Here is a 21995-nt window from a genome sequence, read left to right on the forward strand (position 1 = left end):
AAGAACGTCCTCGACCGACGGTCCTGGAGCACACGAGAGGAACTACGGCTGGCGATCGTGTCCTGGATCGAGGGGAAGTACCACCGCAAACGCCGTCAACGCCGACTCGGGAAACTCACCCCCGTCGAGTTCGAACTCATCATGAAACCAACCGCAACACTGGCGGCATAAACCCGGAGGTCAACCAAACCTTCAGCAGTCCCAGTGACCGTCGTCGTGGCTCCGGCCGAGCCGGTCAAGCCCGCGGCGGATGAGATCGCGGTCAAGACCATCGCTGGTACCCGCCCTGAGCTCCCCACGACTGTCACGGTGATCTGGAGCAACGGAGACGAGACCGACGAGGTTGTGACCTGGGATGACTACGCAGAGGCGAAGTACGCCGAGGAGAACGTCTTCGCCGTCAACGGCACAGTGACGGTGGCGTTGCCGGCTGCTGCCATGGATCGTGATACAGAGGCCGCCTCGCAGACCAAGCGCTTCCCGGTCAAGGCGACCGTCACGGTCGTTGCGAAGTCCACCACTCCGGAGGAGCCGGGTAACGGTGGCTCCGACAATGGCGGGACCGACCAGCCCAGCAACGGTGGTTCGGACAGCGGTGGTACCGAGCAGCCTGGCAACGGCGGCACGGACAAGCCTCGGCAGCCTGGTGGCAACACCGACAACGGGAGCGCTCCCGCCGGTGAGCAGGGTACGAACAAGCCTGCCGACAAGGCCGCCGGTGGCAAGAAGACCACCAAGGTCGTCAAGGGCAAGAGCCTGGCCAAGACCGGTGTTGACGCCCTCGGCCTCGGGGTCGCCGTCATCGCCCTGGCTGGCCTGGGCGGAGCGGCTGCGGTGACCGCGCGCAAGCGCGCCCACTGAGTCCTCAGATAGCTGAGCGGGCCTGCCGCGAGGCCGCACCGTCACGGTGCGTACTCGCAGCAGGCCCGCTCAGTGTTGGCAGGCGGCCGCCAGCTCTCTACCGAGGATCCGGTGCCACTTGTTGGACGGCAGCTGCGGGTGCAGCGCTGCCATCCCGGTGGCGTACTTCGAGATCGTTGCCGGCCGGTACCCGGCGGCCCACAGCCAGCGGTCGGCCGGTGAGGGCGTGGCCGGGTTCTTCGTCTCCGCCACCACGAGACCGTGAGCCGTGCGGCGTGCCCCTCGGCCACCGCCTGGCAGGGCCTCCTGCCACGTCAGGCGGGTGTCCAGCGTGAGGCGGGCGTCGTCGTCGGGCAGCAGCAGGGTGCTGCGCGAGTACGTGGTGGCCATGACCGGCTCCAGGCGACCGGCAGCCGTAGGGATGATCCCGGCCTCGCCCAGGCGCTGGGCGACGAAGGTGCGCCCAGGCGGCGTGAGGCGGTCGGCATCGTCGGCCCCGTAAGGCACCCGCTTCTTGACGGTGGCACCGCGCGCACCGCGGGTCTTGACCTCTAGGAAGGTCAGCCCGGAGTCGAGGTAGCTGCGCGTGCGGACCTTGAAACGACGACGGCGCTTGCGGGCTGCGGCCAGGTAGCTCTCCAGTGCAGGGGTGTCGAAGTAGGTCGAGGCGTAGGAGAAGCTGCGCGTGCCCTCGATCTCAAGCACCCGAGCGCGCGGCGCGAGTGCCTGCACGAGTCCCTGGGCCACGTGGGCTGGCACGAGGTACTTGCGGTCGACGCGGGTGAGGAGGCTGGCGGCGGCGTTGAGCTCCTCCAGCGAGATCGGGCGCAGGTCGCCGGTCCTGAGCACCTCCATGATGGCCCCTCTCGCTAGGCAGCCGGGTGGGCGGTGCGCGGCTGGTAGGAACGCGGGACGTCAGCGAGCTGGGTCGGCGCGGTCCACGCCTCGCCGGCCGCCGTCGCGGCGGAGGAAGCAGAGTGCGACGGCACAGCGGCAGAGCCGGCGCGACGTGCCAGGACCTTGTATCGCACGTCCACCAACGTGATGTCGTTGACCAGGTCGAGACGCTGCACCACCAGGGAACGGACCTGCGCGCCAAGCAGGCTCTCCAGGTGGCTGCGCAGGGCGCTCTCATCGGCGAAGGCGCGGTCCAGCAAGATGACCTGGTGGCGGTGACGTGGCAGGTAGAGGGCGCCGACGAGGACCGCGAGGGCGATGAGATCGACGCCGATATAGGCGAGCGTGGTCAGGCTCATGGACGGACTCCTCGAGTCGTAGTGGTGATGACCTGAGTGAACGAGGCAAGTCCGTGAAGTGCCTGTGAAGGGCGTGTGACCTGTGTGTGGACTGAGTGGGAAGTGGGTGGGTGTGGGGTGGTGCTCGTCTGGTCTGGCAGTGGAGCTCGGCTGCCTCAGACCTGCTTCTGGAGGAAACCGAGCCTGTCCAGGGCCTGCTCGACGGCGTCGAGCACCTCCTCGCTCTCAGCCTCGATCGTGTGGGTGTGCCAGCCGTCGGTGAGGGTGCACAGGGGAGTGGCTCCCGGCGCCCGGTCCAGGCGGGTGAGGAAGTCCTCCAGGTCCTCGGGTGAGCGGATGAGGAGGTCAACGGTGATCTGTCCGTACAGGCCGTGCTCGATGGAGGTGTCCAGCACGGTTCCGCCGGCTGCCAGGACGGCTCGCAGCTCGGCGGCAGTCTCGCTGCTGTTGTGTCGCACGGCGACTGAGCGCCTGGGGGCGCGGGACGGGCGAGCTAGGACGTATCCGCGGTTGGTGGCGCGCACGGGGTGCCCTGCGGCCCGCAGGAGGGCGACGTCGCCGACGACGATCTGGCGGGAGACGCCCATCTCCTCGCCGAGCGTGGCGGCGGCTACGGGCGTGCTGGCCTGGGAGAGCCGGGTGAGGATCGCCTCGCGGCGTCGAGCAGCCTCCATGTCCTCCTCCTTGCTCGGCTGTGAGGCCGATGTGGGGTGCGGTGAGATATGTGGAACGTAGCACGGTGGGTCTGTGGCCTGGGGTGCGGGCGACACGCCGAGGCCGGGGGTGTGAGCAAGGTGAGTTTGCCGAGTTTGTCCCCAGGGTGGGGACAGGAGGGATGGGGGTGGGGTGGGTGCCTGTGGGTTGAGTGCGGGAATTTGTGTCGTACCCCCAGGGGACGATGGTTCTGCCGTTTCACGGACCTGCCAACAGGGGGGTGGTCGAGGGTGCATGAGGCCCTCCGGCCGCACTTACCCACAGGGGTACGTGAGCTGTCCACAGGAAGGAAGGTTGTGATGCACAACGACACACTGGCCACATCATCTTGGGGTGATGGCGTGCCCCTACCCCAAGGGGTAGTGTCTTGCTTCGCGAGGCGCCCTTGCCCTCCCGCGAACTACATCCGTGTGCTTACACCGCTGGAATCCCGCCAGGGTGCCCCTCGGTCAGGCGTGCGGAACCACATTGACCACCCGTCCAGACCAGAGCCAGGAAGTGACTGATATGGCGATCACCGTCTACAGCAAGCCCAACTGCGTCCAGTGCAACGCCACCTACCGTGCCCTGGACAAGGCTGGCCTGGAGTACTCCACGGTGGACATCTCGGTGGACGTCGAGGCGCTGGAGCAGGTCAAGGCTCTCGGCTACGCCCAGGCGCCGGTCGTCATGGCTGGTGGGGACCACTGGTCTGGCTTCCGCCCGGACAAGATCAAGGCCCTGACCTCCGCCGTCGAGGCCGTCGCGATCTGAGACGGGGCGACCCGCAGTCGTGAGCGCCTCGACCACGCAGAACGAGGCTGCGTCGTCGGCCTCAGCCGCCTCGGGGACTGAGGCCGACGACGGCCCCTTCCTCGTCTACTTCTCCTCCACCTCGGAGAACACGCACCGCTTTGTCACCAAGCTGGGTTACCCGAGTGCGCGGATCCCACTGCGTCCCAAGGAGGAGCCGCTCACGGTGGACCGTGAGTACGTGCTTGTTGTCCCCACCTACGGGGGTGGCAGCATTCGCGGCGCTGTCCCCAAGCAGGTCATCAAGTTCCTCAACAACCCGGACAACCGCGCGTTGTGCCGGGGAGTGGTCTCCTCTGGCAACACCAACTTCGGCGAGGCCTACTGCATCGCCGGTGACATCATCTCCGCCAAGCTCAAGGTGCCCTTCCTGTACCGCTACGAGCTCCTCGGCACCCCCACTGACGTGGCACGCGTCAAAGAAGGATTGGACACGTTTTGGCAGACACGCTGACGGACACCGGCTCGGAGACTGTTGACCCGAGCCTCGACTACCACGCCCTCAACGCCAAGCTGAACCTCTACGACGCGAACGGGCAGATCCAGTTCGACGCCGATCACGAGGCTGCGCGCCAGTACTTCCTCCAGCACGTCAACCAGAACACCGTGTTCTTCCACGACCTGGAGGAGAAGCTGGAGTACCTGGTCGAGGAGGGCTACTACGAGGGCCACATCCTGGACAAGTACTCCCCGGACTTCGTCAAGCAGGTCTTCAAGGCCGCCTACGCCCACAAGTTCCGTTTCCAGACCTTCCTGGGCGCCTTTAAGTACTACACCTCGTACACGCTCAAGACCTTTGACGGCAAGCGTTACCTCGAGCGCTTTGAGGACCGGGTGTCCATGGTGGCCCTGGCCCTGGCTGACGGTGACGAGCAGCTTGCCCTGGACCTGGTTGAGGAGATGATGACCGGTCGCTTCCAGCCGGCCACCCCCACCTTCCTCAATGAGGGCAAGGCTCAGCGTGGTGAGCCTGTCTCCTGCTTCCTCGTGCGTATCGAGGACAACATGGAGTCCATCGCCCGCGGGATCAACTCTGCCCTCCAGCTGTCCAAGCGCGGAGGCGGCGTGGCCCTGCTGCTGACCAACCTGCGTGAGATGGGCGCGCCCATCAAGCGCATCCAGAACCAGTCCAGCGGCGTCGTGCCGGTGATGAAGCTGCTGGAGGACTCCTTCTCCTACGCCAACCAGCTCGGTGCCCGCCAGGGGGCGGGGGCGGTGTACCTGCACGCCCACCACCCGGACATCATGCGGTTCCTGGACACCAAGCGTGAGAACGCGGACGAGAAGATCCGCATCAAGACCCTCTCGCTGGGCGTGGTCATCCCGGACATCACCTTCGAGCTGGCCAAGAACAAGGAGCCGATGTACCTGTTCAGCCCCTACGACGTCGAGCGCGTCTACGGGGTGCCCTTCTCCGACATCTCGGTGACGGAGAAGTACCGGGAGATGGTGGACGACCCGCGCATCCACAAGACCCGTATTGACGCTCGCCAGTTCTTCCAGACCCTGGCCGAGATCCAGTTCGAGTCCGGCTACCCGTACGTCATGTTCGAGGACACGGTCAACAAGGCCAACCCCATCAAGGGCAAGGTCATCATGTCCAACCTGTGCTCGGAGATCCTGCAGGTCTCTGAGGCCTCCACGCTCAACGAGGACCTGTCCTTCGCGCACGTGGGCAAGGACATCTCCTGCAACCTGGGATCCCTCAACATCGCCAAGACGATGGACTCCCCGGACTTCATGCGCACCATCCGCACCGCCGTGCGAGGACTCACCGCCGTCTCCGACCAGGTGGACCTGCCCTCGGTACCCTCGATCAACCGTGGCAACCACGAGTCTCACGCCATCGGCCTGGGGCAGATGAACCTGCACGGTTACCTGGCGCGCGAGCGCATCTTCTACGGCTCCGAGGAGGGCCTGGACTTCACCAACGTCTACTTCGCCTGCGTGCTCTACGCAGCCCTGACGGCCACCAACGAGCTGGCGGTCGAGCGCGGGGAGTCCTTCGTGGGCTTCGAGGACTCGGACTACTACTCGGGGGCGTTCTTCGAGAAGTACACGGCCCAGGACTTTCTGCCGGTCACGGACAAGGTCAAGGAGCTGTTCGAGCGCTCCTCGATCACGGTCCCCACCCGCGAGGACTGGGCGGCCCTGGCCAAGCGGATCCGGGAGACCGGCATGTACAACCGCAACCTCCAGGCGGTCCCGCCGACCGGCTCGATCTCCTACATCAACAACTCGACCTCCTCGATCCACCCGATCGTGGCCAAGATCGAGATCCGCAAGGAGGGCAAGATCGGGCGCGTCTACTACCCGGCGCCCTACATGACTAACGAGAACCTGGAGTACTACCAGGACGCCTACGAGATCGGCCCCGAGAAGATCATCGACACCTACGCCGTGGCCACCCAGCACGTGGATCAGGGACTGAGCCTGACGCTCTTCTTCCCTGACACCGCGACCACGCGAGACGTCAACAAGGCCCAGATCTACGCCTGGCGCAAGGGCATCAAGACCCTCTACTACATCCGTCTGCGCCAGGCGGCGCTCACGGGCACCGAGGTCGAGGGCTGCGTGTCCTGCATGCTCTGAGGCCTCGGCTCGTGGTCAGCGGCTGACGACGGCGGGGCTCGCCTTCCACGCGGAAGGCGAGCCCCGCCGTCGTTCCCAACGCGCGTGGTTCCAGCGTCTGGGCGTCAGTGGTGCTCGACCTGCTTGATCTCCTCGCTCATGTCCTCACTCAGGTCCGCGGCGCCGAACTCCTCGGTCAGCGGCAGACACAGGCGGAAGTCCGTGCCCAGGCACAGCTCGACCCGTCCCTCGGCCAGGACGAAGTCCACCAGGTGCCCGCCCCAGCTGCGCTCGTCATTGATGACGTGCGCGTGGCAACCGGCCACGGAGATCCCTGACTCATACAGCGGCGTGCGGAAGCCCGCGATCGTGCCCGCAAAGTCCCGGCGCACCACGACCTCCTCGCCGTCGGTGGCCTCGACCATCGGGCGGTAGGGCCGCTCCTGACGCTCGACCGTGCGGGCGCTGGCCCACTCGAAGCGGCCCGTGACCTGAAGGGCGTACATGTAGTTCGAGCTGGGGACCAGGCCGTCCACGACCTGCGAGAACTCCTGGCGGCTCAGCGGCCCCGTGATGGTGCGTCGGATCGTCGGCACGAAGTTGGTCACGACGGCGTAGGGCGTGCGCTCACTCAGGTCCGGTACGCTCACCGATCCGTCCGAGCGCAGGCGGTAGCAGGTGCCGCCCAGCACCACCATCTCGCCGTCGAGCTCGTTGAAGGTGCCGATCCCGAAGGAGCCGTGCCCCAGCAGCTCGGCCAGGGTCATCTCATCCTCGTAGACGCCCTGGGCGAGGGCGGTGATGAGGCTGGTCTGGAAGATCTCATGCCGGGTGACCTGCATGGCTCCAGGGTAGGAGCCGGGAGCCTTCAGCGGTGGCCGTGCTCGGTGCGCGGCCGCTCAGTCCTGCTCCTCCAGGTGCCACACCTCGTCACAGCGTCCGGCGCAGGCCGCCACGAGGCGGCTGTTGGGGACGTCAACGGCTCGCACCCAGTGGGCGGCGTCCGCGTGCGTGCGACCGAAGGACTTGTGACGGCGGATCAGGCGGGTGATGAGATGGTGCTCAGGGACCTCAAGCATGATGAGCAGGTCGATCCGCTCCCGCACGCCCTCCCAGCCGCCGGAGTCCAGGGCCAGGTAGTTGCCCTCGGTGACCACGACGCCGCGCCCCTGCACCCGCGTGCCTGCGGCTACCGGCTCGTGCAGGTCGCGTCGGTAGACCGGGGCGAGGACCTCGGCGGGGCCGTCGGGACCGGTGCGCCGGATGCGGTCGAGAATGACCAGGTATCCGGCCACGTCGAAGGTGTCGGGTGCCCCCTTGCGCCCGTGACGGCCGAGCTGGTCGAGCACGGCGTTGGACATGTGGAAGCCGTCCATGGGCACCTCGCCAGCCAGCAGGCCGCGCTCGTCCAGGCGGCGTGCAAGCAGTCGCGCCAGGGTGGACTTGCCGGAGCCCGGCGCGCCGGCGAGCCCGACGACGATACGGTCGGCGCCGTCGTCGAGCATGGCGTTCAGCCGGGTCACCAGGGACGGCAGGCGAGGCGTGAAGGCGGAGGAACGGCTCATGGACCTCAGTATGAGGGCCCTGGGGTCGCACCGAAGGCGGGCGGGACCTGATGAGCGCGGGGTGGGCGCATGGTGAGGCGTCGGTGAGGTGACCGGCACAGGTGAGATTTGCCGGGCGGGGGCGGCCTGTTCTGCTCGGTGCTGATCGGTAGCATGAGACCACGCTCGCACCATCACGGAGGAAGCCCATGCCGGAGCCGATCAAGCTCATCGACCGCGTCCAGGCGATCAACTGGAACCGCCTCGTTGACGACAAGGATCTGGAGGTCTGGGACCGTCTGACCGGTAACTTCTGGCTGCCGGAGAAGGTTCCGCTGTCCAACGACGTCCAGTCCTGGGCCACGCTCAATGAGGCGGAAAAGAACATGACCACCCGTGTGTTCACGGGGCTGACCCTCCTGGACACGATCCAGGGCACGGTGGGTGCGGTCTCGCTGATCCCGGACGCTCGTACGCCCCACGAGGAGGCCGTGTACACCAACATCGCCTTCATGGAGTCGGTGCACGCGCGCTCCTACTCCTCGATCTTCTCCACCCTCATCTCCACCGCGGAGATCGACGAGGCCTTCCGCTGGAGCGAGGAGAACGAGAACCTGCAGCGCAAGGCCAAGATCATCCTGGACTACTACCGCGGTGATGACCCGGAGAAGCGCAAGGTCGCCTCGACCATGCTGGAGTCCTTCCTCTTCTACTCCGGCTTCTACGCCCCCATGTACTGGTCCAGCCACGCCAAGCTGACCAACACCGCGGACCTCATTCGCCTCATCATCCGCGACGAGGCCGTCCACGGCTACTACATCGGCTACAAGTACCAGCTGGCCGTGCGCGAGTCCTCCCCGCAGCGCCAGGCGGAGCTCAAGGACTACACCTTCGACCTGCTCATGGAGCTGTACGACAACGAGGAGCAGTACACCGAGGACCTCTATGACGAGCTCGGCCTGACTGAGGACGTCAAGAAGTTCCTGCGCTACAACGCCAACAAGGCGCTGATGAACCTGGGCTACGAGGCGCTGTTCCCGGCCGACGCCGTGGACGTCAACCCTGCGATCCTCGCCTCGCTGTCCCCGAACGCGGACGAGAACCACGACTTCTTCTCCGGCTCCGGCTCCTCCTACGTCATCGGCACCGCCGAGGCCACCGAGGACGAGGACTGGGACTTCTGACGCTCGACTGAGCCGATCCTGCAACACGTGTGTGCTCCCCGAGCCTGTGCGCTCGGGGAGCACACACGTCTTGTCGTGTCTGGGACAGGGGCGATGTGTGGCATCGAGACGGCTTTGATGACTGACAAGTGCCACTTGTTAGTCATCAACGGACCGTATGGCCCGGAAAGTGAGAGGGACCTGTACCTGGTTGGCACCCCAGGCGTTTCGTGGCACCTGAGGTGCTGGACGTCCTGCTGAACGAGGCCTGATGTTCTTCAGCCCGTAGGCTTGTGGTTATGAGCGAGTACTTCGTGGGGCGAGCGGATCGGGACAGGCACGGATCGCAGGACCCGATGGAGCCTGCGATCCCCGGCCTTCCGCCGCAGGACGACGCCGACCATGACCTGACGGCCGCTGCTGCCCCCACTGGTCCGCAGCACGTGCGCTTCGGGGTGCCCTTTAACGGCGTCGTCCCGATCTGGCACGACGGCGCTGAGATCACCTGGCACCGTCCCACAGACGGCACCGACCTCGCCCAGGTCCTGGGGTTGGGGCACGTCGAGACGGAGGACGGGCCCTCGCCCGTCCCTGAGGGCTGGAGCGAGCGCGTTGAGACCGGCACGCTCCTTCCTCCTACCGCACCTGACGCTGATGCGTGCCCCGTGCTGGACGACGCCGCCGCAGCGTCAGGGGCGGAGCCTGGCTGCGCCGTCGGCCCGGTCCTCATGCTCAAGGCCATCACGCCGTCGGGACGCCGGGCGATCAACGACCCGGGCACGGGTGCTCCGGTGCCGTTGTCGGCACCGCTGAGCATCGAGGAGGCGATGGGGGTGACCGCTGGCGACTTTGACATCACCGGCTTTTCGGTCCATATCGCCCGGCTCATGCTGCGCGCCGCGCGTGACCGCGCCATCCTCCTGTTCACGCTTCGGGCCCCCCATGATCCTGAGGCCCACCACCTGCTCTCGGCACCCAGCGAGGTTGACGACGACGGCGTGCTGCACTTCCACCTCGGCACCCTGCTGGAGATGGAGGGCGGGGCGTGGGAGCAGGCCCAGCACTCCGGCGGCATGGCGCTGCTCGACCTCGACGTGCCTTACGCCAGCCTCCTGGCGGATACCAGGACCCACGGTGCGCACGCCGACCCTGCCCAGCAGTCCCTCGACCTTGAGCGGTTGGTCGCCATGGCGCAGCCCGTCGTCGACGCGATCCTCCAGCCGGGCTTCCCCTTTGCCCTCGGCTGTTCCTTCATCATCCCGGACTGACCGCGCTGGGGGGCGACCGGCCCGGTGCCGACCCTGCCAGCTCCGGCGTCTGGGTCGAAAGTCATGCGTGCAGCCCCAGGGTGAGGGATCATCTTCCTATGCTGACTGTCACCCAGAACGTCGAGTACCAGGGCGGCTACGCCGTGACCCGTACCGGCGGAGCACGTAAGCCCTTCCCCTTCCTCATCTCCACCATGCTCGCCGGCGCCTACATCGGGATCGCCGACGTCTTCATGTTCACCGCTGCAGGCCCCATGAAGGAGGCTGGCGACCCCTGGGCGCCGCTTGTAGGCGGCCTCGTCTTCGGCATCGGACTCATCCTGTGCGTCTTCGCCGGCGGTGAGCTCGCGACCAGCGCCATGATGACTTTCACGATCGGCGGGGCGCGCAAGTCCATCACCTGGGCCAAGGGAGTCGGCGTCCTGCTGTTCATGCTCGTGGGCAACCTCCTAGGCTCGATCGTCCTGGCCTACCTGGTCCACCTCTCAGGTGTGCTCGGGCCTGAGACGGCAGGCGGCGCGATGCTGGCCGCCGCCGTGCTCAACAAGGGCAGCCACTACACCGCGATCCAGCTCTTTGCCCGCGGCATCATGTGCAACGTCCTGGTGTGCCTGGCGATCTGGTGCGTGACCCGATCCACCAGCGAGGTCGCCAAGATGATCGCCATGGCGTGGTGCCTGGCAGCCTTCGTGACCTCCGGGTTCGAGCACGTCGTGGCCAATATGACGACCTTCGCCCTGGGCATCTTCGAGGGGGTCGACGGCGGGACCCTGGCCGCGGCGGCCCGCAACATCCTCATCGTGGGTGCCGGAAATATCGTGGGTGGGGCCGTCTTCGTGGCCCTGGCCTACCTGGCGGCCCACAAGATCGAGGCGGGAGCTGCCGAGGCTCGTGCAGAACAGGAGCAGAAGGAGGCCGCCAAGGCCTCCTGAGCCGGTGACGGGGGGGCTTGCGCTGCTTTCACCCCCCTCGTCGCTTCCGGCGTGCTCGGCATTTCTCGACAGCGGCCCTGTGACCAGACCGGTTGCGGGGCCGCACCCGTCTTTGCTGAGGATGTCCATGCTTTCGATACCCCGGGGGAGGGAGCGAACGGCGCTGTGCGCAGACCGCGGGGAGCGGCAGGAAGTGCGTGAGGGGTTCAAAGATTCACGCCCTCGCGCTCGCGGAGCAAGGGGCCGGGGTGAGGTGTATCCCAGGGGGCTTGTTGCTGGAGGGCAGGCAATCATCGCGTACCCCTGTTTGGGGAGCCGGTGGAGAAAAACGGCGGGGAGAGATCCCGCTATGCCGCCGGGGCCGTGCCCTCAGGGCGACTCTCAAACCCGTACAGAATCCGAGTGCCTATACGCGGAGCGATGCGAAGGGTGAGGGGGTGGGGGTGCCTCCCCCTCCCTGGGTCTCCCTGGAACCGCTGGATAGCAGCCCCGGCACTGCGTGCGTCGTGAACCTTCTGTTTTTTGGGCCTCTAGGACGCTGCTGGCAGGCCCGTAGGGGCTCCGGCACCCGCCGCCGCGCCCCCCCGGAGGGAGGGCGTGGTCTCGTGCCCGTACAGGGCGATTGCGGGAGTTTTTTCGTTACAGCCTCACCGTCGTCTCGCCCTTGAGGTGGGACACAGGGGGTGTCTTTGCGTACGCCTGGATACCCTTGGAGCGTGCCGGGTTTGAAGGTACTAGTACTACTTTCAACCCCGACCACTTCTCCTTGTGCCCGGCGTCCTCTTGAATCTGAGGGAGGTGGGCGGCGATAATGGTGGGGCCTCACCCGGCTGCAACCAGGTGAGGCCCCGATAGTGAGCGGCTACTTGAACCACTCACTGAGGGCATCCACAAGGACAGCAACGGCCCGGATGACGTGAGCGACTGCGTTCAACATGACGCTCACCGTCCGGGCCGTGTCCGTTGTCTCGCGGACGTGTGCGTGACGGCCTTTCGGTTGTCTCGGCACGGCCCTCACCCCCTCCCTGACTCCTCTCCTCCCCAGCAGCGGACAGCAGTGTTCTGGGGGAGAGTTGCCGGGTGAAGGCGGTCAACACACTACTGGCACCTAGCCTCGTGACCCGGAGACGCTCTCCTGTGAGAGACCAGGAACCTCCCGTGAGAGGGCACCTGTTCCTCAAGGTCTTCCCGTTGTTGCACGCGGGTTGCACGCGCTACACGCAGAAGCCCCGCCACTCCGACTTTTCGTTGGAATGGCGGGGCTTCCCGTGGCGGTAGTGCTGGGATTCGAACCCAGGGTGGCTATGAACCACACAGACTTTCGAGATCTGCACCTTCGGCCGCTCGGACACACTACCTCGCAGATCGAGGGTACACGTCACCGTGCCTATCCCCAATTCCATCGCGCTGCGAGGTCGCTCACGCCAGCGCCTGAGGTAGCGGATCCTCCTTCCGCTGCTCCGCTGCGCTGCGGCGCCTGATCCGCTGTCGCCTCACCGGCGCCGGGCAAAGAACTCGCGCAGCAGCGCCTCTGACTCCGAGGCCCCCACGCCGGCGACTACCTCAACCTGGTGGTTCGCACGCGGGTCCCGCAGCACGTCACGCACAGACCCGCACGCTCCGGTCTTGGGCTCCCACGCCCCCAGGACCACACGCTGGAGCCGCGCGAGCTGGATCGCCCCGGCGCACATCGTGCACGGTTCCAACGTGACCACCAGCGTGCACCCGTCCAGATGCGAGTCCGCCAGCCGCGCGCCAGCCGCACGCAGCGCCCGGACCTCAGCGTGCGCCGTCGGATCGTGCTCGGTCTCGCGGGCGTTCGCGGCCTCGGCGATCACCCGGCCGCCAGGATCGAGGACGACGGCGCCCACAGGCACCTCTGCGTCCTCTGCTGCCGCTCGGGCCAGCTCAAGCGCCCGGCTCATCGCCCGGCCGTAGCACTCCTCAGTGATGCTCACGCCTCGAGCCTCCCACAACCTGTCTCAGCCCCGCATCCCGGTCCTGGCAGGCTCAGCTCCCTCCGGGCGGCGATGAGCGATCCCCACGCCGTAGGCTTGGACCATGCGCCTGCACGTTGCTGACCACCCGCTCATTGACCACAAGCTCTCCGTCCTGCGAGACAAGGAGACTCCGTCCGCCGTCTTCCGCCAGCTCGTCGACGAGCTGGTGACACTCCTGGCCTATGAGGCCACGCGCGACGTGCGCACCGAGGAGGTTGAGATCCAGACCCCGGTCGCGGTCGCCAACTGCCGCCACCTGGCTGACCCTCGTCCGATCGTCGTCCCGATCCTGCGCGCCGGCCTGGGCATGCTGGAGGGAATGACCCGCCTGCTTCCCACCGCCGAGGTCGGCTTCCTCGGTATGAAGCGCGACGAGGACACCCTGGAGGTGGAGACCTACGCCAACCGCCTGCCGGAGGACCTGTCCGGACGGCAGTGCTTCGTCATCGACCCCATGCTCGCCACGGGCCACACCCTCGTGGCCGCCATCGACTACCTCCTGGAGCGTGGCGCCCGGGACGTCACCGCGATCTGCCTCATTTCCGCGCCTGAGGGCGTCAAGCAGCTGGAGGAGTCGGTGGGCGAGCGTGCCAACGTCACGGTGGTCACCGCTGCCGTTGACGATCACCTCAACGAGCACGCCTACATCGTCCCGGGCCTGGGCGACGCCGGCGACCGCCTCTACGGCATCGTCGACTGAGCCAGCCGGCTCACCTGACGCCTACCTCCTCAACCTCGCCGACGGCGGGGCGCGGCACCCGGCTGCGCCCCGCCGTCGTTGTCAGGGAGACGACGTCGCCCGCCCCGCGCAGGTAGGCGCAGGACGGGCGACGCGTCGGGCCAGAAGGTCCGCAGAGGATCAGAAGGCGGGCAGGACCGAGCCGTCGGTCCAGTTCTCCTCGATCCAGGTGCGGAAGGCGTCGGCGTTCATGAGCTCGGCGAGCTTCTTGAGGGACTCGTTGTCCTTGTCCGCCGCGCGCACCACGAGCTGGTTGGCGTAGGGGGAGCCCTCCGCCTTCTCCAGCACCAGGGCGTCCTCGTTGGGCTTGAGCCCGGCCTCCAGGGCGTAGTTGCCGTTGATGACCGCGGCGTCGGCGTCCTCCATGGTGCGAGCGACCTGGGCGCCGTCGACCGTGGTGAAGGTGAGGTTCTTGGAGTTCTCGGTGACGTCGAGGTCCGAGGGCATCTCAACGGACTCGTCCAGCTTGATCAGTCCAGCCTGCTCCAGGAGCTTCAGGCCGCGGGCGGTGTTGGCCGGGTCGTTGTTGAGGACGATCGTGCCGCCGTCGGGGATCTCGTCAACCGACTTGTACTTCGAGGAGTACAGGCCCATCGGCTCAATGTGGACGTCGGCGATGGCCTCGAAGTCGTAGCCCTTCTCCTCCTCCTGCTGCTTGAGGAAGTTGGGGGTCTGGTAGAAGTTCGCCGCGAGGGAGCCGTCATCCAGGGAGGAGTTGGGGGTCTGGTAGTCGGTGATCTCGACGATGTCGAGCTTGAGACCGGCGTCGGCAGCCAGGTTGTCCTGGATCCACTGCAGCATCTCGACGTGCGGGTTGGGGGTGGCGCCCACCGAGATGGTGGTGACGTCGCCGTCAACGGTGATGCCGTCGACCTCGCCGTCGGAGCTGCCGGAGGCAGCCGAGGCGGTCGAGGAGCTGGAGGCGGAGTCGGAGCTCTTGCCGCAGGCGGCGAGCGTAGCGGCCAGGGCGGTTGCCAGGCCGCCGGCGACGGCGGAGCGACGGGAGATTGTGAGGGACATGGCGTGGGTTCCTATTCTCTTGGTTGGGTCAGGAGGCTTGTGGTGGGTATGGCACCCGCCGCCGAGGTTCGGATGACGACGGCGGTAGCGAGTCAGGAGACGTCAGCGGTGGTCGGCCAGGCGCGCCAGGGCGTCGCCCAGCACCTGGATGATCGCCACGATGACGGCGATGACGACGACGGTGATGATGATGACGTCCGTCCAGTTGCGGTTGTGGCCGTACTGGATCGCGAGGTCACCCAGGCCTCCGCCGCCCACGGTGCCGGCCATGGCGGAGTAGCCCAGCAGCGTGACGATGGTGACGGTGGCCGAGGAGATGAGGGCGGGCAGCGCCTCGCGCACGAGCACGCCCCAGGTGATCTGGCGCCCCGAGGCTCCCATCATGAGTGCCGCCTCGACCTTGCCGCGGTCGACGTCGTAGATCGCGGTCTCGACCAGGCGGGCGTAGAAGGGGATCGCACCCACTGTCAGCGGGACGCAGGCGGCCTGCCAGCCGATCGAGGTCCCCAGCAGGAAGCGCGTGAAGCTCATGATCGCGACCAGCAGGATGATGAAGGGCATCGAGCGGCCGAAGTTGACGATCTGGGACAGGACCTCGTAGACGGTCCGGTTGCGGTGCTGACCGCGCTTGCCGGTGGACACGAGCGCCAGGCCGAGCAGCAGGCCGAAGACGATGGTCAGCGCCCCGGACACGAAGGTCATGCCCAGGGTCTCCATGGTCGCCGAGACGAGCTTGCGCTGAATGACCTTGCGCTCGAACCAGGTGCCGTCCTCGGCGGCGGCGAGCAGCCCGGTCGCAAGGGGGCTGGTCAGGGCAGTAGTCAGGACGCTCATGCGCGCACCTCCGCGACGACGCCGGCACCTCGCAGGGCCTGAAGGGCGGCCTGCGTGCGCTCAGCGGGAAGAGTCAGTGCCAGGCGTCCGACCTGTGCCTGGCCAAGGGTCTCGAAGACGCCGCCTGCTACGTCAGCGCCCTGCTCGGCCACCAGGGCGAGGACCTGGGCGGCGGCGGGCTGACCGGGGTGAGCGGTCAGGGCGACGTCGATGACGGCCTCGCCCTCGTGCACCGCGGCGTCGGGGATGACAGGGACCGGGACGAGCTCGTGGGACAGGCGCGAGGTGACGTCCGAGACGACCTCCTCGATGGGCCCGGACTCGACGATACGGCCGGCTTCCAGCAGGCTCACGGAGTCGCAGATCGCGCGGACCACGCTCATCTCGTGGGTGATGATGACGACGGTGACGCCCAGGCGGTCGCGCACGTCCCGGATGAGCTCCAGGATGGAGCGCGTGGTCTCCGGGTCGAGGGCGCTGGTCGGCTCATCGCACAGCAGCACCGAGGGCTGGTCCGACAGGGCCCGCGCGATTCCCACGCGCTGCTTCTGGCCCCCGGACAGCTGGGCCGGGTAGGAGGCGCCGCGGTCGGCCAGACCCACCAGGTCCAGCATCTTCTCCACGGTCTCGTGGCGCGAGCCCTTGCGCACGCCCGCCATCGCCAGCGGGTAGGCGATGTTCTGCGCCGTCGTGCGCTGCTCCAGGAGGTTGGCGTGCTGGAAGACCATGCCGATCGAGCGGCGGGCCTCGCGCAGCTCGCGGGCGGACAAGGAGGACATGTCCTTGCCGGCCACGCGCACGGTACCGCTGGTCACCGGCTCCAGGCTGGTCAGGCAGCGCACCAGGGTGGACTTGCCTGCGCCGGAGGTGCCGACGATGCCGTGGATCGTGCCGGGCTGGATCTCCAGGCTCAGCCCGTCCAGCGCGCGGACCTCGCTGCCGTCGGAGAGGCGGTAGACCTTGTGGACGTCCTTGAGGGAGATCATCGGCTCCCCGCCTGCGGCCGCACCGGCGTCCGCTGCATCGGGGCCAGCAGGGACGTCGATGGCGGTGGGATGTGGTGAGACTGCGCTCATAGCTCCTCCATCGGTCCTGGCGGAAGCACCCTCACCGCATGAGCGGGGGTTGCTGCAACGTCGTCGAGCCAGGTCTCTCGGTTGCTCTGGATGGTCATGGCAACGATAGGCAGCGTCCAGCGGGCCGTTCAAGTACGCGCGGTGCAGAGGGATGAAGGTCACGCTGGCCCCGGCGAGGTCGGCCATGGCAGCCACGGGCGAAAAACGGCTGCGCACACTCCTGCCACGGTGCCAGGATCAGTGCATGAGTGCCACCAGCGCCAACGTCACCACTGACATCCTGGGCCAGCCCTGGCTCGCCCGCAGGATCCCCGTCACCGAGTCCGAGGCGGCCCCAGGTGCTGACCACGCCATGCTGGTCTACCGCCGCCAGGCCGAGCCGGCCGACGGCGTGCGGCCGCGTCACGCTCGCGCCGTGCTCTATCTCCACGGTCGCAGCGACTACTTCTTCCAGACCTGGGTGGCTGACGCGCTGGACGAGGCTGGCTACGAGTTCTACGCCCTGGACCTGCGCGCCTGCGGGCGGGCGGGGCTGGGCTACTGGTCGCCCCACGACGTGCGTGACCTGCGCGTCCATGACGAGGAGATCGCTGAGGCCCTGCGGATCATTCGGCAGGAGCACGGCCATGACGTCGTCGTCCTCAACGCCCACTCAACCGGCGGGCTGCAGGCTGTCATCTGGGCCGCTGACCATCCGGGCAGCGTCGAGGCCCTGACTCTCAACTCCCCGTGGCTGGACCTCAACTCCTCCGCCCTCATTCGCTCCTACGGCTCGGCCTTTGTCGACCTGCTCTCACGGCGTGCCCCGGAGCGAGTCATTGACAACCCGGCCGAGGCTGAGGCCGAGGACGCTGACCTGTACGCCCACAGCCTTCACCGGCAGTGGGGCGGGGAGTGGGACTGGGACCTCACCCTCAAACCCAGTCCGTCCTTCCCGGTCCGGGCAGGGTTCCTGGCGGGTATCCGCAGGCTTCAGCGCGAGGTCCACCACGGACTCGGCATCGAGGTCCCGATCCTGCTGTGCTGCTCGACGGCGTCGGCCGGGGCCGAGGCGACGCGTGAGGAGGCACTGCGCTGCGACGTCGTCCTCAGCGTGGACCAGATGCTTGACCGGGCGCCCTACCTGGGCAACGACGTCACAGTGCGCCAGATCGAGGGAGGCGTTCACGACCTGGCGCTCTCGCCTGAGCCCGCGCGGACGCAGTACCTGCAGGCACTGACGGGCTGGCTCACCGCCCGTCTGGGCTAGATCCAGCAGCGAGCTCGACCAGCGCGGGGGTGAGGGCGTCGCTCACGCGCTCGACGACCTCCAGGGTCTCCACGAAGTCCTCCACCGTCCCGTACCAGGGATCGGGCACATCGAGGCTGTAGCGTGCTCCGGCGCCCTCGGCGAGCTCCTGACGCTGGGCAAGAGCGTGAGGATCCAGCTCGCGGAACATCCGGATTCGTGAGGCGTCCAGGCCCAGCCGCTCGGCACGGCGTGTCATCTCGCGGTGATGTCCGCAGGTCATGGCCAGCAGGAGGTCGGCGTCGGCGAGCTCGCGGTCAGACAGCCGGTGGGCGTGGTGCGTGGCGATGGCGCCAGCGCATGCACGATCGGCCGGAGAGGCTCCGACTCCGTAGCCATGGTTAGCCAGGACCCGACGGGCCCGCCGGTCCACGGGGTTGCCCAGCTCCTCGTCCGAGACTCCCGCGGAGGTGACCAGGACGCCGTCGGCACCGTCCGTGGGCACGCCCGCAGCCGTGAGGCGGTCGATGAGGACGACCTCGGCCATGGCCGAGCGGCAGATGTTGCCGGTGCAGACCATGACGATCCGGTAGGGCTCGGTGGTGGTGCGCGGGGCGGGCAGATCAGCGGGGGTGATGATGGGTGACACGAGGGTCATGGTCTCGCTCATGGGGCGAGCCTTCCAAGCCGGTCTGTCGTGGCGGTGACGACGCCGTGACAGCAGGTGAACACCAGGAGTACGCCGCCCGACGCCGAGCCTGGCGGCCGGAGCAGGGCCAGATCACCGGCGCGTGGCGCCAGCGGGCCGTACCCTCGGGGCATGACTGAGACCCAGGCCCTGCCCGCGCGCCGCCCCACCGCCGTCGACGAGGTCGCCGAGCGCTACATGACCCGCCTGTGCGAGCTCTCCCCAGAGTTCGCCGTCGCCGTCGGACTGCCCGGCAAGCGGGGCGTCCTGGACGGCTACTCGCCCGAGGCCCTCCAGGAGGCCACCGAGCTGGACCGCAGCACGCTGGCCGAGCTCGACGGCGTCCAGCCGGCTGACGACGTCGACCGCGTCACCGTGGCGGCCATGCGCGAGCGGCTCGGGGTGGGTGTCGAGCTGGCTGATGCTGGCGAGCGTCTGCGCGCGCTGGACAACATCGCCTCGCCGATCCAAGGCCTGCGTGACCTCTTCGACAACCTGCCCACGGCCACCGAGGAGGACTGGTCAGACTTCGCCTCCTGCCTGCGGGACGTCCCGCGCGCGCTAAGTGAGTACGCCACCTCGTTGCGCCTGGCCGCCTCTCGCGGGGACGTCGCGGCCCGCCGCCAGGTGCGCGCCTGCATCGAGCAGGCCCGGGACCAGGCCGGGGCGGCCACGAGCTCGTACACGACTCTCATTGGCCAGGCCAGGCTCGCCGACGGCGCCGAGCTGCCTGAGGCCCTCAAGGTTGACCTGGAGGAGGCTTCCGCGGCAGCGCGCCAGGGCTACGATGACGTGGCCCGGATGCTGGAGGCTGAGATCATGCCGCGCTCGGGCGAGGCCGACAGCGTGGGGCGCGAGCGCTACGCCCGCTTCAGCCGGGAGTTCCTGGGCGCCGTCGTCGACCTGGACGAGACCTACGAGTGGGGCCGCGAGCGCCTGGCGGCGATCGACGCCGAGCAGCGGGAGATCGCGAGCCGGCTCTATGGGCCGGGCACGAGCGTACGTGAGGCCCTGGACCGGCTGAACGAGGACCCGGCCCGTTCCATCCGCGGCACGAAGGCCCTTCAGCAGTGGATGCAGGAGACCTCTGACGCGGCGATCACTGCACTGGACGGCACGCACTTTGACATCCCGGCCCCGCTCAGGACGCTGGAATGCATGATCGCCCCCTCGGCCACGGGCGGCATCTACTACACCGGACCCTCGGATGACTTCAGCCGGCCGGGCCGGATGTGGTGGTCCGTGCCCGAGGGCACTGACACCTTCGCCGCCTGGCAGGAGCGCACCACCGTCTTCCACGAGGGCGTGCCTGGCCACCACCTGCAGGTGGGGATGCAGACCTACGTGCGCGACGAGCTCAACTCCTGGCGGCGTCTGGGCTGCTGGGTCTCCGGCCACGGCGAGGGCTGGGCGCTGTACGCCGAGAAGCTCATGGCGGACCTCGGCTTCCAGGACGACCCGGGCGACCGGATGGGCATGCTTGACTCCCAGCGGCTGCGCGCGGCGCGCGTGGTGCTCGACATCGGCGTGCACCTGGGCAAGGAGCGCCCGGCTGAGCTGGCGTGTCTGCCCGGGGTGGGCGAGGGCCGCTGGGACTACGGGTCCGCCTGGGCCTTCCTGCGCGAGAACGTGGCGATGAGCGAAGGGTTCCTGCGCTTCGAGCTCGACCGCTACCTCGGCTGGCCCGGGCAGGCGCCGAGCTACGCCGTCGGCCAGCGCCTGTGGGAGCAGGTGCGTGACGAGGCCGTGGCCCGGGGCACGAGCCTGAAGAACTTCCACATGCGCGCCCTGCGACTGGGCAGCGTGGGCCTGGACGTCCTGCGCCAGGCGCTGGCGGACTGAGGCGGCGCCTGTCCTTCTATCGAAGCCACGGCCCTGAGGGGGAGGGGCTTACTCGTCCCAGAAGTGCTCGACGTCGACCACGCCTCCGCTGGCCTCGAAGTTGGCTCGCACGGCCTCGCGCAGGTCGGCGTCCGAGAGCCAGTCCAGCGCCACCGCCGCCAGGCCGTAGGCGCCGTCGACCGCCGCCGCGTCGCCGGTGGGGGAGCCTGCCGCCGTCGTCATCTCGCGCGTGTGCAGGGCCACGTCCCCGTCCTGCGTGACCTTGATGAGCGGGTGGATGCCTGGCACCCGCTGGGAGACGTTGCCGAAGTCGGTGCCTGCGGCCACCTGCTCGGGCAGGACGTCGGCCGCCAGCGGGTCGCGGCCGCGGGCACGCTGGGAGCGGGTCCAGGACTCAAGCAGCGGGCCGTTGGCGCGCACCGGCATCTCGTTGGAGTAGTCCGCGGTGATGATCTCCACTCCCGTGCCGGTCATGAGCGCGGCCCCGCGCAGCACGTCCTCGACCCGTCCCACCAGGTCCTTGAGAGTGGCGGCGTACTTCGAGCGCACAAACATCGACAGCTCGGTGCGCTCGGGGATGATGTTGGCGACCTGGCCGCCGTCGACCATGACGGCGTGGAGGCGGTCCCAGGGCGTGATCTGCTGACGCAGCAGGCCGATCCCGGTCAGGGCCAGGGTGGCGGCGTCCAGCGCGTTGCGCCCCATGAAGGGCTGGGAGGCGGCATGCGCCGGCACGCCGGTGAACACAGCCCGGATCCGACGCACCCCGAGCCAGGGCTGGTCGACGACGTCGTGGGCGTAGGAGTGGGTCTGGATCGCGGCGTCCACGCCGTCGAGCATGCCGGCCACGGCCAGGCGCTCCTTGGCGGTGTCACTCTCCTCAGCAGGGGTGGTCTGCAGGATGACGCGGCCGGGCAGCGTGCCGGGCTGACGGCGCTCGAGCTCTGCCAGCGCGAGGAAGGCCCCCACGGAGTTGGCGCACATGACGTTGTGACCGCAGCCGTGGCCGATGCCGGGCAGAGCGTCGAACTCGGCCAGGATCGCGATCGTGCCCACGCCCTCCTGCGGTCCGACCTGCGCCCGCAGGGCCGTATCCATCCCGAAGACCGCCTCATCCGGCTCGATCCCGTGCTGTCGCAGCACACCAGCCACAGCCGCGACGGCGTGGTGCTCGGTGTAACCGACCTCCGGATGGGCGTGGATATCACGTGAGAGGGCGACGATCTGGGGGCTGAGCTCCGTGATGACCTCGGCCAGATGCTGGCGCGCCGCCGCATCTGCTCCGGCCTGCTCGGCGAGCTCCTGCGCGGGCGGCACGCTGGCCTGCCGTGCCGCCGTCTCACGTGCCATGAGGTCCTGGACGGCAGTGGAAGGGGTGGTGGGACGGGACAGGTCGCGCAGCTCGCTCATGGACTCATTGTGCGCGGCGCCCGGACCATCAGAACCGGGGTTTCGTGTTCTGGACCG

At 68.0% G+C, this 21995-nt stretch carries 21 protein-coding genes, 1 tRNA gene, 1 pseudogene and 1 riboswitch; of the genes and pseudogenes, 11 read left to right on the forward strand and 12 right to left on the reverse strand.

Going from position 1 to position 21995, the window contains the following annotated elements:
* Both CYJ26_RS06570 and CYJ26_RS06575 read left to right on the forward strand, forming a co-directional pair.
* Nucleotides 1-171: pseudogene (locus CYJ26_RS06570) on the forward strand (IS3 family transposase); the annotation flags it as partial.
* Nucleotides 172-204: 33 nt separating this feature from the next.
* Nucleotides 205-861 (forward strand): Ig-like domain-containing protein, encoded by a 657-nt coding sequence (locus CYJ26_RS06575; protein WP_006547895.1) that lies wholly within the window; start codon nt 205-207, stop codon nt 859-861.
* A 69-nt stretch (nt 862-930) separates the two neighbouring features.
* Here the strand turns inward: CYJ26_RS06575 and CYJ26_RS06580 are convergent, their stop codons facing one another.
* The 3 genes from CYJ26_RS06580 to CYJ26_RS06590 all read right to left on the reverse strand — a co-directional run bounded on the left by CYJ26_RS06580 (nt 931) and on the right by CYJ26_RS06590 (nt 2791).
* Complete coding sequence (locus CYJ26_RS06580; protein WP_006547896.1) at nt 931-1716, reverse strand: polyphosphate polymerase domain-containing protein; 786 nt, start codon at nt 1714-1716, stop codon at nt 931-933.
* A gap of 14 nt (nt 1717-1730) precedes the next feature.
* Nucleotides 1731-2117, reverse strand: coding sequence for a DUF4956 domain-containing protein (locus CYJ26_RS06585; RefSeq protein ID WP_101638164.1), 387 nt, complete (start codon nt 2115-2117; stop codon nt 1731-1733).
* Between the two features lie 155 nt (nt 2118-2272).
* Complete coding sequence (locus CYJ26_RS06590) at nt 2273-2791, reverse strand: transcription repressor NadR (protein ID WP_006547898.1); 519 nt, start codon at nt 2789-2791, stop codon at nt 2273-2275.
* A 547-nt stretch (nt 2792-3338) separates the two neighbouring features.
* On the opposite strand from CYJ26_RS06590, the gene nrdH reads away from it, so the two are divergent.
* The 3 genes from nrdH to nrdE are packed head-to-tail and all read left to right on the forward strand — an operon-like array spanning nt 3339 to nt 6215.
* On the forward strand, nt 3339-3584 hold the full coding sequence (gene nrdH / locus CYJ26_RS06595; protein ID WP_006547899.1) for a glutaredoxin-like protein NrdH: 246 nt from the start codon (nt 3339-3341) through the stop codon (nt 3582-3584).
* Nucleotides 3585-3603: 19 nt separating this feature from the next.
* A complete protein-coding gene (gene nrdI / locus CYJ26_RS06600; RefSeq protein WP_006547900.1) occupies nt 3604-4077 on the forward strand; it encodes a class Ib ribonucleoside-diphosphate reductase assembly flavoprotein NrdI in 474 nt (157 codons plus the stop codon).
* Nucleotides 4062-6215, forward strand: coding sequence for a class 1b ribonucleoside-diphosphate reductase subunit alpha (gene nrdE, locus CYJ26_RS06605; RefSeq protein WP_006547901.1), 2154 nt, complete (start codon nt 4062-4064; stop codon nt 6213-6215). The genes nrdI and nrdE overlap by 16 nt, the downstream gene beginning before the upstream one ends.
* Before the next feature lie 104 nt (nt 6216-6319).
* Here nrdE and budA read toward each other — a convergent pair whose 3' ends face one another.
* Nucleotides 6320-7036: an acetolactate decarboxylase gene (gene budA, locus CYJ26_RS06610; RefSeq protein ID WP_006547902.1), complete on the reverse strand. Its 717-nt coding sequence runs from the start codon at nt 7034-7036 to the stop codon at nt 6320-6322.
* Nucleotides 7037-7093: 57 nt separating this feature from the next.
* Nucleotides 7094-7759, reverse strand: coding sequence for a nucleoside/nucleotide kinase family protein (locus CYJ26_RS06615; protein ID WP_034235019.1), 666 nt, complete (start codon nt 7757-7759; stop codon nt 7094-7096).
* Nucleotides 7760-7947: 188 nt separating this feature from the next.
* Here CYJ26_RS06615 and nrdF point away from each other — a divergent pair, with 188 nt between their 5' ends.
* The 3 genes from nrdF to CYJ26_RS06630 all read left to right on the forward strand — a co-directional run bounded on the left by nrdF (nt 7948) and on the right by CYJ26_RS06630 (nt 11101).
* Entirely contained in the window at nt 7948-8922 is a 975-nt protein-coding gene (nrdF, locus tag CYJ26_RS06620) for a class 1b ribonucleoside-diphosphate reductase subunit beta (RefSeq protein WP_006547904.1), read from the forward strand.
* A 278-nt stretch (nt 8923-9200) separates the two neighbouring features.
* Nucleotides 9201-10169 carry a hypothetical protein gene (locus CYJ26_RS06625; RefSeq protein ID WP_006547905.1) on the forward strand — a complete coding sequence of 323 codons (969 nt, stop codon included), beginning with the start codon at nt 9201-9203 and terminating at the stop codon, nt 10167-10169.
* Nucleotides 10170-10267: 98 nt separating this feature from the next.
* Nucleotides 10268-11101, forward strand: a complete 834-nt coding sequence (locus CYJ26_RS06630; protein WP_006547906.1) for a formate/nitrite transporter family protein — start codon at nt 10268-10270, stop codon at nt 11099-11101.
* Nucleotides 11102-12370: 1269 nt separating this feature from the next.
* Here the strand turns inward: CYJ26_RS06630 and CYJ26_RS10730 are convergent.
* Nucleotides 12371-12459 (reverse strand) — tRNA-Ser (locus CYJ26_RS10730).
* A gap of 135 nt (nt 12460-12594) precedes the next feature.
* The gene (gene tadA, locus CYJ26_RS06635) at nt 12595-13026 is read right to left on the reverse strand and encodes a tRNA adenosine(34) deaminase TadA (RefSeq protein WP_048682659.1); all 432 of its coding nucleotides are present in this window, start codon (nt 13024-13026) and stop codon (nt 12595-12597) included.
* A 136-nt stretch (nt 13027-13162) separates the two neighbouring features.
* Between tadA and upp the strand changes: the two genes are divergently transcribed.
* On the forward strand, nt 13163-13801 hold the full coding sequence (gene upp / locus CYJ26_RS06640; RefSeq protein ID WP_006547908.1) for a uracil phosphoribosyltransferase: 639 nt from the start codon (nt 13163-13165) through the stop codon (nt 13799-13801).
* Nucleotides 13802-13960: 159 nt separating this feature from the next.
* Here the strand turns inward: upp and CYJ26_RS06645 are convergent, their stop codons facing one another.
* The 3 genes from CYJ26_RS06645 to CYJ26_RS06655 all read right to left on the reverse strand — a co-directional run bounded on the left by CYJ26_RS06645 (nt 13961) and on the right by CYJ26_RS06655 (nt 16770).
* Nucleotides 13961-14860 (reverse strand): MetQ/NlpA family ABC transporter substrate-binding protein, encoded by a 900-nt coding sequence (locus CYJ26_RS06645; RefSeq protein ID WP_006547909.1) that lies wholly within the window; start codon nt 14858-14860, stop codon nt 13961-13963.
* Nucleotides 14861-14962: 102 nt separating this feature from the next.
* Nucleotides 14963-15694, reverse strand: coding sequence for a methionine ABC transporter permease (locus CYJ26_RS06650; protein ID WP_006547910.1), 732 nt, complete (start codon nt 15692-15694; stop codon nt 14963-14965).
* Nucleotides 15691-16770 (reverse strand): methionine ABC transporter ATP-binding protein, encoded by a 1080-nt coding sequence (locus CYJ26_RS06655; protein ID WP_101638165.1) that lies wholly within the window; start codon nt 16768-16770, stop codon nt 15691-15693. The genes CYJ26_RS06650 and CYJ26_RS06655 overlap by 4 nt, the downstream gene beginning before the upstream one ends.
* Nucleotides 16771-16774: 4 nt before the next feature.
* Nucleotides 16775-16867: riboswitch (SAM riboswitch) on the reverse strand.
* Nucleotides 16868-17014: 147 nt separating this feature from the next.
* Here CYJ26_RS06655 and CYJ26_RS06660 point away from each other — a divergent pair.
* On the forward strand, nt 17015-18019 hold the full coding sequence (locus CYJ26_RS06660) for an alpha/beta hydrolase (RefSeq protein WP_034235003.1): 1005 nt from the start codon (nt 17015-17017) through the stop codon (nt 18017-18019).
* Here the strand turns inward: CYJ26_RS06660 and CYJ26_RS06665 are convergent.
* Nucleotides 18000-18668, reverse strand: a complete 669-nt coding sequence (locus CYJ26_RS06665) for a low molecular weight protein-tyrosine-phosphatase (protein WP_101638166.1) — start codon at nt 18666-18668, stop codon at nt 18000-18002. The two genes, CYJ26_RS06660 and CYJ26_RS06665, sit on opposite strands and share 20 nt — an antisense overlap.
* 150 nt (nt 18669-18818) lie before the next feature.
* On the opposite strand from CYJ26_RS06665, the gene CYJ26_RS06670 reads away from it, so the two are divergent.
* Complete coding sequence (locus CYJ26_RS06670) at nt 18819-20528, forward strand: DUF885 domain-containing protein (protein WP_101638167.1); 1710 nt, start codon at nt 18819-18821, stop codon at nt 20526-20528.
* A 48-nt stretch (nt 20529-20576) separates the two neighbouring features.
* On the opposite strand, the gene CYJ26_RS06675 is transcribed toward CYJ26_RS06670, so the two are convergent.
* Nucleotides 20577-21938 (reverse strand): amidohydrolase, encoded by a 1362-nt coding sequence (locus CYJ26_RS06675; protein WP_006547915.1) that lies wholly within the window; start codon nt 21936-21938, stop codon nt 20577-20579.
* Nucleotides 21939-21995 lie beyond the last annotated feature (57 nt).

Origin of the sequence: Actinomyces urogenitalis, from assembly GCF_002861525.1 — a bacterium.
In the GTDB taxonomy this organism is placed as follows: domain Bacteria; phylum Actinomycetota; class Actinomycetes; order Actinomycetales; family Actinomycetaceae; genus Actinomyces; species Actinomyces urogenitalis.

What these genes read in the sequence shown, in the direction of transcription:
- CYJ26_RS06625 (WP_006547905.1), top strand. Translation starts at nt 9,201, where the DNA reads ATGAGCGAGTACTTCGTGGGGCGAGCGGATCGGGACAGGCACGGATCG.
- budA (WP_006547902.1), bottom strand. Translation starts at nt 7,036, where the DNA reads ATGCAGGTCACCCGGCATGAGATCTTCCAGACCAGCCTCATCACCGCC.
- CYJ26_RS06645 (WP_006547909.1), bottom strand. Translation starts at nt 14,860, where the DNA reads ATGTCCCTCACAATCTCCCGTCGCTCCGCCGTCGCCGGCGGCCTGGCA.
- nrdH (WP_006547899.1), top strand. Translation starts at nt 3,339, where the DNA reads ATGGCGATCACCGTCTACAGCAAGCCCAACTGCGTCCAGTGCAACGCC.
- CYJ26_RS06660 (WP_034235003.1), top strand. Translation starts at nt 17,015, where the DNA reads ATGAGTGCCACCAGCGCCAACGTCACCACTGACATCCTGGGCCAGCCC.
- nrdF (WP_006547904.1), top strand. Translation starts at nt 7,948, where the DNA reads ATGCCGGAGCCGATCAAGCTCATCGACCGCGTCCAGGCGATCAACTGG.
- CYJ26_RS06675 (WP_006547915.1), bottom strand. Translation starts at nt 21,938, where the DNA reads ATGAGCGAGCTGCGCGACCTGTCCCGTCCCACCACCCCTTCCACTGCC.
- CYJ26_RS06615 (WP_034235019.1), bottom strand. Translation starts at nt 7,759, where the DNA reads ATGAGCCGTTCCTCCGCCTTCACGCCTCGCCTGCCGTCCCTGGTGACC.
- upp (WP_006547908.1), top strand. Translation starts at nt 13,163, where the DNA reads ATGCGCCTGCACGTTGCTGACCACCCGCTCATTGACCACAAGCTCTCC.
- CYJ26_RS06650 (WP_006547910.1), bottom strand. Translation starts at nt 15,694, where the DNA reads ATGAGCGTCCTGACTACTGCCCTGACCAGCCCCCTTGCGACCGGGCTG.
- CYJ26_RS06580 (WP_006547896.1), bottom strand. Translation starts at nt 1,716, where the DNA reads ATGGAGGTGCTCAGGACCGGCGACCTGCGCCCGATCTCGCTGGAGGAG.
- CYJ26_RS06665 (WP_101638166.1), bottom strand. Translation starts at nt 18,668, where the DNA reads ATGAGCGAGACCATGACCCTCGTGTCACCCATCATCACCCCCGCTGAT.
- CYJ26_RS06630 (WP_006547906.1), top strand. Translation starts at nt 10,268, where the DNA reads ATGCTGACTGTCACCCAGAACGTCGAGTACCAGGGCGGCTACGCCGTG.
- CYJ26_RS06585 (WP_101638164.1), bottom strand. Translation starts at nt 2,117, where the DNA reads ATGAGCCTGACCACGCTCGCCTATATCGGCGTCGATCTCATCGCCCTC.
- CYJ26_RS06655 (WP_101638165.1), bottom strand. Translation starts at nt 16,770, where the DNA reads ATGAGCGCAGTCTCACCACATCCCACCGCCATCGACGTCCCTGCTGGC.
- CYJ26_RS06670 (WP_101638167.1), top strand. Translation starts at nt 18,819, where the DNA reads ATGACTGAGACCCAGGCCCTGCCCGCGCGCCGCCCCACCGCCGTCGAC.
- CYJ26_RS06590 (WP_006547898.1), bottom strand. Translation starts at nt 2,791, where the DNA reads ATGGAGGCTGCTCGACGCCGCGAGGCGATCCTCACCCGGCTCTCCCAG.
- tadA (WP_048682659.1), bottom strand. Translation starts at nt 13,026, where the DNA reads ATGAGCCGGGCGCTTGAGCTGGCCCGAGCGGCAGCAGAGGACGCAGAG.